At 46.0% G+C, this 12,442-nt stretch carries 12 protein-coding genes; 8 read left to right on the forward strand and 4 right to left on the reverse strand.

The window, feature by feature from the left end; all coding sequences use genetic code 11:
* Positions 1–124 precede the first annotated feature (124 nt).
* The 4 genes from GPL15_RS05700 to GPL15_RS05715 form a co-directional block, all read right to left on the reverse strand.
* Positions 125–421 carry a hypothetical protein gene (locus tag GPL15_RS05700; protein WP_215696871.1) on the reverse strand — a complete coding sequence of 99 codons (297 nt, stop codon included), beginning with the start codon at positions 419–421 and terminating at the stop codon, positions 125–127.
* Complete coding sequence (locus GPL15_RS05705; protein ID WP_215696873.1) at positions 397–1,284, reverse strand: AraC family transcriptional regulator; 888 nt, start codon at positions 1,282–1,284, stop codon at positions 397–399. The genes GPL15_RS05700 and GPL15_RS05705 overlap by 25 nt, the downstream gene beginning before the upstream one ends.
* 87 nt (positions 1,285–1,371) lie before the next feature.
* Positions 1,372–1,842 (reverse strand): GNAT family N-acetyltransferase, encoded by a 471-nt coding sequence (locus GPL15_RS05710; RefSeq protein WP_215696875.1) that lies wholly within the window; start codon positions 1,840–1,842, stop codon positions 1,372–1,374.
* A 444-nt stretch (positions 1,843–2,286) separates the two neighbouring features.
* Positions 2,287–3,234, reverse strand: a complete 948-nt coding sequence (locus GPL15_RS05715; protein WP_215696877.1) for a LysR family transcriptional regulator — start codon at positions 3,232–3,234, stop codon at positions 2,287–2,289.
* Positions 3,235–3,993: 759 nt separating this feature from the next.
* On the opposite strand from GPL15_RS05715, the gene GPL15_RS05720 reads away from it, so the two are divergent.
* The 8 genes from GPL15_RS05720 (at position 3,994) to GPL15_RS05755 (ending at position 12,385) form a co-directional block, all read left to right on the forward strand.
* Positions 3,994–5,304, forward strand: coding sequence for an SLC13 family permease (locus GPL15_RS05720; protein ID WP_215696879.1), 1,311 nt, complete (start codon positions 3,994–3,996; stop codon positions 5,302–5,304).
* 114 nt (positions 5,305–5,418) lie between these two features.
* On the forward strand, positions 5,419–6,483 hold the full coding sequence (locus tag GPL15_RS05725) for a C45 family peptidase (RefSeq protein ID WP_215696881.1): 1,065 nt from the start codon (positions 5,419–5,421) through the stop codon (positions 6,481–6,483).
* Between the two features lie 186 nt (positions 6,484–6,669).
* Positions 6,670–6,885, forward strand: coding sequence for a transposase (locus tag GPL15_RS27910; protein ID WP_346344901.1), 216 nt, complete (start codon positions 6,670–6,672; stop codon positions 6,883–6,885).
* A 106-nt stretch (positions 6,886–6,991) separates the two neighbouring features.
* On the forward strand, positions 6,992–7,456 hold the full coding sequence (locus GPL15_RS05735) for a GNAT family N-acetyltransferase (protein WP_215696883.1): 465 nt from the start codon (positions 6,992–6,994) through the stop codon (positions 7,454–7,456).
* An 81-nt stretch (positions 7,457–7,537) separates the two neighbouring features.
* Positions 7,538–8,224 (forward strand): response regulator transcription factor, encoded by a 687-nt coding sequence (locus tag GPL15_RS05740; protein WP_215696885.1) that lies wholly within the window; start codon positions 7,538–7,540, stop codon positions 8,222–8,224.
* Positions 8,225–8,234: 10 nt separating this feature from the next.
* Positions 8,235–9,272, forward strand: coding sequence for a HAMP domain-containing sensor histidine kinase (locus GPL15_RS05745; protein ID WP_215696887.1), 1,038 nt, complete (start codon positions 8,235–8,237; stop codon positions 9,270–9,272).
* Between the two features lie 99 nt (positions 9,273–9,371).
* Complete coding sequence (locus tag GPL15_RS05750) at positions 9,372–10,055, forward strand: ABC transporter ATP-binding protein (RefSeq protein ID WP_215696888.1); 684 nt, start codon at positions 9,372–9,374, stop codon at positions 10,053–10,055.
* The gene (locus GPL15_RS05755; protein WP_215696890.1) at positions 10,052–12,385 is read left to right on the forward strand and encodes an FtsX-like permease family protein; all 2,334 of its coding nucleotides are present in this window, start codon (positions 10,052–10,054) and stop codon (positions 12,383–12,385) included. Before GPL15_RS05750 ends, GPL15_RS05755 begins: the two co-directional genes overlap by 4 nt.
* The last annotated feature ends 57 nt before the right edge of the window (positions 12,386–12,442 follow it).

Here is a 12,442-nt window from a genome sequence, read left to right on the forward strand (position 1 = left end):
ATAGCCAGAGAAAACCAGCAGGAAAGCGGGACGAGGGAGCGGAGGCGGGATTGGATGTTTGGAGGCGGCCATGGAGAGCGGAATCCGTCGGGGATGAAAGCCATCTGGAAACCGTTAGTGAAACTTAGGCTCCAGGGATGGAAAAAGACGGGCAGAAACTGAAAACCAAATCAGTTTCTGAGATGCCCACTGAACGGTAAAGTCCCATAAAGAGTTTACCGTGAATGGGCATCGGACCGTCTTTTTCCGTTCCTGGAGTCTTAGTTTCACTTACGGTTGGAAGCCGGTTTTCATCCCCGACGGATTCCGCTCTCCATGGCCGCCTCCAAACATCCAATCCCGCCTCCGCTCCCTCGTCCCGCTTCCCTGCGTAACTTTCACCAATTAAATCCCAATTTATTTCCTTTTCACCGGAATCCAAATCTCACTCCTATAATCCGCCGCTGAGGTATCGCCCTCTGAATACCACTCAATGGATGCGTCCATAGCGATATCATACTCCTGATTATTAGGCAGCCATTCGTGGAAAATCTTTGTGTTGACCGACTGCAGGGATCCCGGCAAAGGTCCGGTGCATCTGAATTTCATCCATTCCATTTCCGGGAATTCATAAAGAACCAATCCGTCCGGAACCGTTTTTCCATCATAAGCTCCTGCGATCAGATAGCGGAAAGTTTCGCCTTTCTGGGGAGAGTCAATACAAATTCCATATTCTCCAATATTATAATTACTGATTGCCTGCTGAATTTCCCTGTGTTCTTCTTGGCTGAATAGCGGTTTCATATACATTCTGCAAAATTCATCCCAGAATTTGGGAATATCCTGGTAAGAAGTTTCATAAGAAATCTCCCGCTCGAATCCAATCACCTGAAATCCCTTTACTTTTTCTGTTACATAGTCCATGTCGTATCCTCCTTGAATTGAAATTATAATTTTTAAAGGTAAGAAGGGTTTTATCTTCTCCGAGTGGTTCTGTGTGCGCAGCGGAGAGATACCATGGAACCGGCTGTACGCTTTTGTAAAGCTTTCAGGCGTGTCGTAACCGTATTTTAAGGCCAGATCGATGATCTTTTCATTGCCGGAAGCCGCATCCAGTGCCGCAAGATACAGTCTTCTGTTTCTGATATATTCAGCAGGGGAATAGCCAGTCATAATTTTAAATCCCTTTTGGAAATAAAAGGATGACATATGTATTTCGTCCGCGATATCTTTAGAAGAGATATCGTCCAGCAGATGATTTTCTATAAACCTGATCGCGTTTTGTAAATCGTGGGTCCAGTCCATTTTCCTTACCTCCTGATGAAATTATAATATTCAATAAGAAAATATTCCTGTCATTTTGTGCTTATATTTGTCTAAAGGCCGATTCGTTCACATTGTATATTTTGCATAAAACACAAGATCCATACCATTCATAATAGGTTCGACTCTGCCAGTTTTCCTATACCCAATCTTTTCGTACAAATAGCAGAGTTTTTCTTCCTGCAATATGGTGTCCAGTTCCCATTTTTCTGCCGTTGGGTATAATGACTCGACAATCGTAATTGCTTTTTGAGCGTATCCATATCCCTGATATTCAGGAAGAATACAGATTTGCTTTAATTTACATAGTGTTTCAAAATGGCATATCCTCAATGCACCGATATGCTTTCCTTTAAGAGATATAAAATAGTAATCAGTAATTGGGTCGTACAATCGTTGTATAGTACGTTCGAGTTTTTCTGCACCTGGGCTGAAATCGTAATCTTGATATTTTTCTAATAATGCTTTAAATGATTTAATTTGTAAATCATATAGTTCTTGTGCATCGGTAAATGATGCAATATCTAATACAATAGGCATGTCTTCACCTCTCAATCCTATGGCTGCTTTTTGAAACATACTGGCACAGAAATTCGACTTTAATTATTCCTGTATTGTGTATGTTTTGGTGTTTTTATCCACCCACACTTAGAAAAAGCAGGGACATTAAAATTTATTATATCAGACATGAACTGAAAAAACAGTTTTATTTTCCCTTCCTTTGTCCCGTAATGGCCGCTGTCAGTATGGTTAAAACGGGAAGCAGCAGATCAACCGTAAGGCAGAACTCTTTCTTTTAGTGTAGCATGGGTGGGAAAGCGGTGTAGAATTAGTATTTTCTTTATTTTTCATAAGCAGACATTTATAGGATGAAACAGATGATGGATTTGCAAAAATTCAGCGGTTAAAAAGCCCCTCCCTCAAACGGGAAGATAACGTTGGAGGAAGGGGCGCATTTATAATGACCGCGAATGTTGATAATCATTATTTGAATTTAAAGAAAGATCCTTTTTCCGTATGCTCTTTTACCAATTGTATGAAATATCCCATGGCTTCCGTTACATAGAAATCTTTCCTGTAAATGGCACACAGCGTCGCTTTCGAGTTGTCCCGTTTGAGGCGGAAAAATGCGCCGTAATGGTGGGAGAACGCCACATAATCCTGTAAAAGGGCGAATCCCAGCCCGGCCTGCACCAGGTTAAAGACCGCCGCTTCCTCGGTGAGAAGAATGGTGTTCTTAGGCTGGAAATGATAGGGGCTGTATGTGGCCTCATCCCAACTGCGGTGACGGTCCATCACAATTGTATTAATAAACGGTTCGTCCTGGAAATCATCCAGATCCACCGGAGGCCGGAGACGCCAGTCCGGCTCTTTTTCGGCTGCTTTGGCGATTGGATGGTTGGGCGGAGCCGCCAGCAGGCAGTAATAGTCGAATAACGGGATATAAGTGAGGGACTGCCGCACATCGCTGGGCACATCCGCTTTATCCATAACGAAAGCCAGATCCAGATTGCCGGCCGAAACCATGCTTTCAAATCCTTCGTGGGATCGGGTGTTTATGGTGAGCTGGATATTGGGATATTTTTTTTGAAAATCCGGGAGCACGATGGAAAGGAACATGGGAGCCCTTCCGCTGGAAATGCCGATGGAAATCCGCCCGGTTTTCGATTCCCTCGCATCGTCCAATGCTCTCTGAAGAGAGTTTTCCAGGAATTTCTGCTTCTGGAAAGTCTCCAAAATCAGCTCCCCAGTATAGGTTGGAATCAGCTTTCCGCCCTTGTATTCAAAAATTTTGGTGTTATAGGTCTTTTCCAGAGATGTGATCAGCTGGCTCAATGCCGGCTGGGATACATACAGTTCTTTTGCCGCATTTGTAATGGACTGGGTTTCCGCTATTTTCAGCAGATAATCCATTTTGCGCTCGTTTAACATAAAAAATTCCCCCTGACTGTTTGTGCTGCGAAATCCATATTGCCAAGAAATAAATATTGAGAAATAAATATTGAGAAACAAATACTGTGAAACAAATACTGTGAAACAAATACCGGGAAACAAAAATCGAAAAACAAATACCGGGAAACAATTTTCAGATACGCTCTAGCGGCCCGGTGCCGGTCTGGGATTTAAAATTATATTGATCATACCATAATAAAATAAGAAAATGCAATGAGTGTTCCGGTTTATCATATAGAGCGTTTCATATAGAGCTTTACTTTTCACGGGCCAGCTGCGCGCTGAAATCGGGGCAAATATACCGCAAAGTGAGGCGCACAGACGGCAGAAATGAATTTTAAGCCCCACATTTGTATTGTAAGAGTTCTGACGGCAGTTCTTCTTGACCAAAACGGCCGGTCAAGAAGCATCGGATGTCCATCCGGTGTAAAAATGGATAAAGAAAGCAGCTTACAAGCGGGCTTGACGCTGCTTTCTTTATCCATTTTTCCGCCGTCAGGGCTGTTGTCTGGTATTAGAAAATGATGAAGAAAAGATAAGAAACTGCTTATATTCCCTCAAAAATGCCGCAAAATAAGGCATTTTCCCCAAATATAAGAAAATGGTTATGGAAAAATAACGAGCTAACTATTTGTCAGGGCCGTTTTATTTTCCTATAATGGGAGCATAGAAACAAACATTCTATCATTTGTTTTTTCGGCCGGGAAAACAATCAAGAACAACAAAGGAGAAATGAGTATGACGTTAGAATTATTTGGGGCGATTTTAGGCGTAACCGTGTTTATATTAATATTGATGTTCCGTCTGCCGAACTGGCTGACTTTTGTGGCGGTAGCGCCGATTGTGGTATTTTGCGGAAGTATGACGACAAAAGAGGTTTATGCGGTATTTTCCAGTTCCGGCCTCCAGCTCATGTATATCATTTGTATTTTCATGGGCCTGATGACAGCCACCGGATTGGACAGCATTATAGGAAACACGGTGGTTACGGCCGCCAACAAAGTAACCCATGGGGATGACAGCAAGACGGAGATCATGATCCTTTTGGTGCTGTTCGTGTTTGGAAATATTTTTTCGTTCTTCCTGGCTAACAACCATGTGGCAATGGCTCTGGTTCCCGTTATTTACGGTATCGCTAAAAAGACAAAGCTGAGCTACTCCAAAATGTGTTTGTTCGTCATTTTTTCCACCACCATCGGCGGCGCGTGTACGCTGGTTGGCACCACTTCCAATGTTTACGCCAACACAGCGCTGTTGGATAACGGCCTGAAGGGCCTGGGAATGTTCGATTTCGCATGGGTCGGCGTGCCTGTAATGATTTTAGGAGGCATTTATTTGATTCTCTGCAACAAAATGTGCCCGTCTTATGTGGAAGAAGTTCCGGGAAGCGCATCAGTTTTAATGGAAGCGAAGGATACTGCCACACCTGAAATGAAGAGAAAGCAGATGTTTGTCTGCGTCGGTTTTGCCGCATTTTTGATCGGTCTGGCTATGGACAGCATTGCGGATCTTCCGGGATTCAGCCCTTATTTCTTCGGTTATTTCATAATTACCGTTTTGTATTTCTTAAAAGTCGCAAAATCAAAACAGTTTTTTACCAGTATCAGTTCCCAACTGGTTCTGTTCTGTGCAGGTATTAACCTGGCAATCGCTATTATTAAAGTCACGCCATTGGGAGACGTGTTCAGTACATTTTTCATCAATGCCATCGGCGGAAGCACAAATCTTTATGTAATAACCGCTATTTTATGGGTGGGTACGGTTGTTATGACCCAGTTTATGAACAACATGGCCTGTGCAGGCGTGCTGGCTCCGGTAGCCATCGGCCTGGCCGAACATTTGGGCGCTGATCCGAGAGCGATGGTTATGGCAATCGCCATGGCGGCCACCAGTTCCTATCTGACCCCTATGGCGTCGGGAACCAACCAGTTAATCATGCCATTTACCAACTTGAAATTCCAGGATTTTGCAAAATACGGCTGGCCGCTGTTAATCATTAACTTCACATGCTGTATGCTGATTCTGCCTATCGTTTTCCCATTTTTCTAAAATGGTCTGTTACGGCATCGGAGCAGAGGCGGAAGATTCATCCGGTTTATCGAAAAACTTCAGGATATAGAAAAGCCGTCCAGGGCGGCAAAAATGAGGAAAGGATATTTACATATGAGATTAAAAGAGATTTATATAAAATCTGCGGATCCGTTTGAACGCGGACGCCAGCATGGGGCGCAGGTAAAAGAAGAGATCAAAAAAGTCTGCCTGGGATACCAAAAATCCTTTGAGCGCAAAGGCTATACCTGGGAGGAGGCCCAGGAAATGGCCATGGAATATGTGCCGCTATTGGATAAAGAAATGCCGGAACTCATGGAAGAGGCCCGGGGAATCGCCCAGGGGGCAGAGATCAGCCTGTCCATCGTCATGGTTTTGAACACCCGGTATGAACTCTTGAAATTCAAAAAGGGCGTTGACAACCATGAGCACAATGAGTGCACCTGCTTCGCAGTGCTGCCGGAGGCAGCCCGGGACAAAGAAACCATCGGAGGGCAGAACTGGGATAATGCCCCATTTATCGGAGAGAATCTTTACATTCTTCACATTGATGAAGAAAATGGAACAAAAATCCTAGGCCTTACGGAGCCGGCCCAACTGATCAGAAGCGGCATGAGCAGCCATGGCATTTCCGTTAACTGCAGCACCCTTTTATCCACTAAAGATGTGCGGGGAGTGGCGGTGCCCACCAATTTTATGCGCCGCCGCATATTGCAGAGCCGGACATTTGAGGAGGCCTGCAATGTTGTGAAAGAATTGAAGCCCTGTGTATCCATTAACTATGTGATCGCGTCGGCTTCAGGTGAAGCAATTGTCTATGAAACCACTCCGGTTGAGAACTTCACGGTCTATCCGTCCAGGGGAATTGTAACTCAGGGAAATGATATTCAGGCTGATCCAGTCATTGACCGGTTTATTCCCGCTGATAAAGAGCATTCCCATCATTTCCGGGGACAGAGGCTTAATTATCTGCTTCAGAAAAAGGCGGGGGATATTACGGAAGAGGATATTATGGAGAATTTAAAGGATCATTATGGTTATCCGGCTTCTGTCTGCAATCATGCGGGGGATCAGAGTTTGCAGACGATTGCGTCCATGCTGTATTGTCTGGATAAAGGGTATGCGTGGATCGCGTGGGGGAATCCGTGTGAGAATGCGTATGAAAAATATGAGCTTTAAAGTAAAGGGGGAAGGCATTTTCGAAAATGCCTTCCCCCTTTACTTAAAAAAACTGCTGGTGCATTCCCGTGACTTCCGTCGTGAGTTAACCAGCAAGATTTGTTTACAGGATAGCTGTATGCGCCTACCGGCACTGCATTTTTAATAGTCATGCCAGTTCCCTGACTGTAAAACAGGTAAAGAGCCATGCATATTTCTACGCCAAAAACAGAACGTATATTCGAAAACATATTGTGCAATTCTTATGCGTTTGGTATAATTAAACTATGGAAAAAAATATATGAATTATCAGAAAAAACAAAGTTAACATATGGCCGTAAGTATGTGTATTCTTTACAGTATCATATTATCTGGTGCACGAAATATCGGAAGAATGTGTTAATGGATGGGCTCGATTTATAACCATTATCTTGCCCCCCAGTCCGGGAACCATCAGCAGGGGAAAAAGCACCTGGGCCGGACCGAACAGTATAACCACACAACAGCTCACAGGGAGGAAATGTTAAAAATGGAATCAAAAAAACTGGAAATCAAAGAATTTTACAGCTCCGAAGACAAAGAATATTGGCTGGAACAAATCAAAAAAAGCGACTGGAGAGCCGGACAATACTTGTATAACCAGTTAAGCCAAGGAACATTAAAGGAATTATGCGGTGAAACAACCCGTGTATTTTTGCTGATAGATGACCGCAGCCTGGTGTCGTTCTGCATTTTGGCCGAGGTAGATGAGGTAAGGGATACGGGCCTCACCCCCTGGATCGGTTTTGTTTATACGTTCCCTCAATACAGAGGCCGCAGGTATGTGGGAAGACTGCTGGACTTTGCACAGAAAACGGCAAAAAACGACGGAGCAAATCAGGTATATATATCCACCGGAGAAATCGGATTGTATGAAAAATACGGATATTCATTCTATCAGATGATGAAAACTAAGGATGGTGCAGATACCAGGGTATATACACGAAAACTTTAACAAACCGTCATAGAGCAGGTTTACGCCTGCCGTTTTACCGCGGTGGTTTCGCAGATGTTCTAGTTTGAAATGGAGAAAGATATGAGCAGAATATTACTTCTGGAAGATGATTTGAGCCTGATTGACGGCCTGACCTATTCATTGAAAAAGCAGGGATACGATACGGTGGTGGCCCGGACGGTCAAGGAAGCCGGTGAGCTTTGGAGCCGGGGACAGTATGATCTGCTGATTCTGGACTTGTCCCTGCCCGACGGTTCTGGTTTTGAGATCTGCCAAAGGGTGCGCCGGACTTCCAGGGTTCCGGTTCTCTTTTTAACGGCTTCCGATGAGGAGGTTAATATTGTGAAAGGGTTGGATATGGGCGGCGATGATTATATCACAAAACCCTTTAAATTGGGGGTTCTTCTGTCAAGGATCAACGCTCTGCTCAGAAGGGCCGGTCATTTTGGTGACGCCGGATTCCAGTTGGAATCCAATGGAATCCGCGTGCTGCCGCTTCAGGGGCAGGCATATAAAAATGAAGCCGTTTTGGAGCTGACCGCAGGTGAATACCGCCTGCTCTGCCTGTTTATGCAAAACCCAAATCTGGTGCTTTCCAAAGAAAAGATACTGGATAAACTGTGGGATGGAGAAGGAAATTATGTAGATGACAACACTCTGGCAGTATATATCCGCAGGCTGCGCACGAAGATCGAAGACGATCCCGGCGATCCCCGCATGATTCTGACAGTCAGAGGAATGGGCTATAAATGGAATGTGTCAGGGTGAGGCGGGAAAAATGAATCTATTCATAAATCATGAGATAAAACAGTTGTTCATGCGGCTTTGCTCCATATTGGGCGCTTTTACCGGTCTGTCACAGATTGGTATCAGGCTTATTTTTGGAACATGGAGCCTGCTGTTATTAGGGCTGTCGGCAGCGGCGTCACTGAGCGTGCTGGCGGCCGTATTTTTATACCTCAGGAAAGAAAACAGGATTTTGGATGAGGGGGCGGCCGGAATTGAGGCGTACCTGGCCGGAAACAGGGAGACGAGAATCGAATGCGACCGGGAAGGCAGCCTGTATAAACTTTTTCACGCGGTGAATACCCTGGCCGCGGTGTTGAATACCCAGGCGGAAAAAGAAGAGCATGTAAAAGATTTCTTAAAAAATACCATTTCCGACATTTCCCATCAACTGAAGACACCCATTGCCGCCATGAGTATTTATAATGGAATCTTACAGGAAGAAACTATGGATCAGCCTGCCATACATGAATTTGTGGTGAAATCAGAACTGGAACTGGACAGGATCGACATGCTGGTTCAGAATCTGCTGAAAATCACCCGGCTGGATGCGGGCTCCATTCAGATGGAACTGTCATTTGAAAATATATCCGGTTTGATGAAGGGTATCCGCCGCCAGTTTGAATATCGAGCTGGAAGGGAGAAAAAAGCCATTGTCCTGTCGGGCAGTGAGAACGCATTTCTATCTTGTGATAAAACCTGGATGACAGAGGCCGTGTCCAATCTGGTAAAAAATGCCCTGGATCATACGGAAGAAGGCGGTTTGATTGAGATTGAGTGGAAAGAACTGCCTGCGGTCACACAGATCGTGGTAAAAGATAACGGATGCGGCATTCACCCTGAAGATATCCACCACATATTTAAACGCTTTTACCGAAGCCGTTTTTCCAAAGACACTCAGGGGGTGGGGCTTGGTTTGCCCCTTGCAAAAGCGATTGTGGAAGAACAGGGCGGCAGCATCACGGTGGACAGCGCAGAAGGGAAGGGGAGTGTGTTTACCCTGAATTTTCTCAACCTTACTGAATTGTAAGGCTGGATTCAGGTAAGAGTAAGGAGGGGATGTTAACCTGTTATCAAACGGCCCGGATGTGTGAAGCCAGGAAAGCCGTTTAGAAAGGTGTGACATAATATGGACTTATTAGAGGTAAATGATATCTGCAAAACATACGGATCCGGTGAAACGGCGGTGCACGCATTAAAACACGTGAGCTTTTCCGTTCCCAGAGGGGAGTTTGTGGCGGTTGTGGGAGAATCCGGTTCGGGAAAGAGCACACTGTTTAATATGATAGGCGCTCTCGATACGCCCACATCCGGCAGAATACGGATCGACGGCAGGGATATTTTTGAGATGGAAGATGAGAAACTTACGATTTTCAGGCGGAGGAATATCGGGTTTGTTTTCCAGTCATTTAATCTGATTCCGGAATTGAGCGTGGAACAGAATATCTCGTTTCCGGTGCTTTTGGATTATAAAAAGCCGGACCAGACATATGTGGAGGAACTTCTCTCCGTCTTATCCCTTCAGGACAGGAGAAATCATCTGCCCCGCCAGCTATCGGGAGGGCAGCAGCAGCGGGCAGCTATCGGGCGTGCTCTGATCACCCGCCCAATGCTGATACTGGCCGACGAGCCAACCGGCAATCTGGACAGCCAGAACAGCAGCGAAGTGATTTCACTGATGAAAACGGCGTCCAGGAGGTATCAGCAGACCATTCTCATGATCACACATAACAGAAGCATTGCGTCCGCGGCAGACCGGGTTTTGCAGGTGTCTGACGGCATTCTCACTGATTTGGGAGGGTATGCCGGATGAACAGTTACTTAGACCTGGTTTCAAAATATGGAAAAATACACAAAAAGAAAAGCCGCCTGACCGTAATATGCATCGCCATTTCAGTGATGCTGGTAACGGCAGTTTTTGGGCTGGCAGACTTGAGCATTAAAGCTCAGATCGCCGACTATATCCGGCAAAATGGGAATTTCCATGCCATTATTACGGATATAACCGACGATTTGGCCCGGCAGATCAATGACCGGCGGGATGTGAATATGGCCAGTTGGCTGGGAATGGCTGAGGATTCGGTTTTTAAGGGGAAAAAATTGGTAATCCAGAGCGGCGCCCAGGAATTTGCTGCCCAGATGAACCTGATTGTAACGGAAGGCAGTTATCCTGAAGAAGAAAATGAAGCCCTTTTGGACGGGGATGCCCTGAATCAATTCGGCATTTCCATCGGTGAGTTTATTGAGGTTCCTTTTGCCGATGGAGAGACAAGACATTACAAGATTACAGGCGCTTATGGGGAGTTTTCCGGCCTGCTGGGATCGGATTCCCACGGATTGTTTCTGTCCACGGCAGGAATGCGCGCGCTGCCTGATGATCTGTACAAGGAATATCTGTATGTCCAGTTTAAGGATGGCGTGAATATAAGAAAAGCCCTGGCAGAGCTCCGGGAGCAGTACGGATTGAGGCCGGAACAGGTATCGGTGAATACCAGGCTTCTGGGGTTGATGGGGCAGAGTGACGACAGCGCCATACTGGAAATCTATCTGACGGCGTTTTTGCTGTTTTTTCTGGTGGCCATGGCAGGTACATTTATGATTGCGGGCAGTTTCCATATGAGCATTTTAGAGCGTACCAGATTCTTTGGGCTTTTGCGCTGCCTGGGCGCAACGAAAAAGCAGATTCGGAGGTATGTCCGCCTGGAAGGCCTGTATTACTGTCTCAAGGGGATTCCCGCAGGTCTGATGGCAGGCTGTTTTGTGCTTTGGATTTCCGTATTTTCCTTAAATACGTTAAACATACCGGACATCCCACCCATGGAACTGTTTCAGATCAGTCTGCCCGGCATTGGGGCCGGAGCTCTGGTCGGTGTTCTGGTAGTAATGGCTGCATCCGGTTCACCGGCCAAAAACGCGGCCAAGGTATCCCCCCAAGCAGCGGTAACCGGAAATCTGGATGATTTCAGCCATCAGAAGATGAAAAAGGCGTCCAACACAGAATTGTTCCATGTGGACACTGCCATGGGAATCCGCCATGCGTTTTCAAGCAAAAAAAGCATGGCTCTGACTGCCGGATCCTTTGCCATCAGCATCATACTGTTTCTGGGTTTCACCGTGTTAATCACCTTCATGAACCACGCATTAAAGCCGTTACAGCCATATACTCCTGATTTGTCTGTGAAAGGGACGGAAGAAAGCCAACTGGTGGGCCGGCCGGTCATGGAGGAACTCAAGCGGCTTCCCTATTTTAAAAATGTATACGGCCGTATGTTTTCTTACCGGATACCGGCAGAATCAGGCCAGAATCCGGGGACGGTAATGCTGATTTCTTACGATGCCCCTCAGTTTCAATGGGCCCGGGACACTCTCCTTTCAGGAAAAATAGAAGATGTGATAAATGGCGGCGGAGTTCTGGTGGAACACAGCCTTTCAAAAGAAATGAACTGGAAAACCGGTGACAAAATCACACTCCATACAGACCGCGGGGCCAGGGAAGTACGGATCGCAGCAATCCTCTCCGACATCCCCTTCAATGCGGAGGCTGGCGGATGGGAAATGGTCTGTTCGGAAGAAACCTTTACAGAATTGACCGGCGTATCGGATTATACGATCATCGATATGCAGACGTCGGGTGAGAGTTCCGTGGTGGATTTGGCAGACCAGATAAGAAACATAATACCGGAAAATATGCTGCTTTTAGACCGGCGTTTAAGGAACAGACAGACCCGCACAGGATTTCTGGCCATGGCTGTTTTCGTCTATGGTTTCCTGATCGTGATCGGGCTGGTTGCGCTGATCAATATCATAAACACGGTAAATGCCAGTGTCTCCAGCCGGATGGGCAGCTATGGAGTGATGCGGGCGGTGGGAATGTCCGGGAGGCAGTTAAAGAAAGTGGTGAGAGCCGAGGCGGCGGCCTATGCGGTGACGGGCAGTATTGCGGGCGGCATTTTGGGACTTCTGCTCCACCGGTTTCTGTTTCAACTCATCATCACCTCCAACTGGGGAGATGCCTGGCAGCCGCCGTATACAGTTTTGGCGGTAACGGTTACTGCATCCATATTGACCACATTTTTAGCGGTGATTTCACCGATGGCGAAAATCGGCAAAATGAGCATTGTTTCTGTGGTAAATGCGGAATAAACAGCTTTGGCTGTGGTTTCCGCAGATACCGCCTTAATGTCATATAATCTTATTGGA

The organism is Clostridium sp. MCC353, assembly GCF_018785315.1.
Taxonomy (GTDB): domain Bacteria; phylum Bacillota; class Clostridia; order Lachnospirales; family Lachnospiraceae; genus CHH4-2.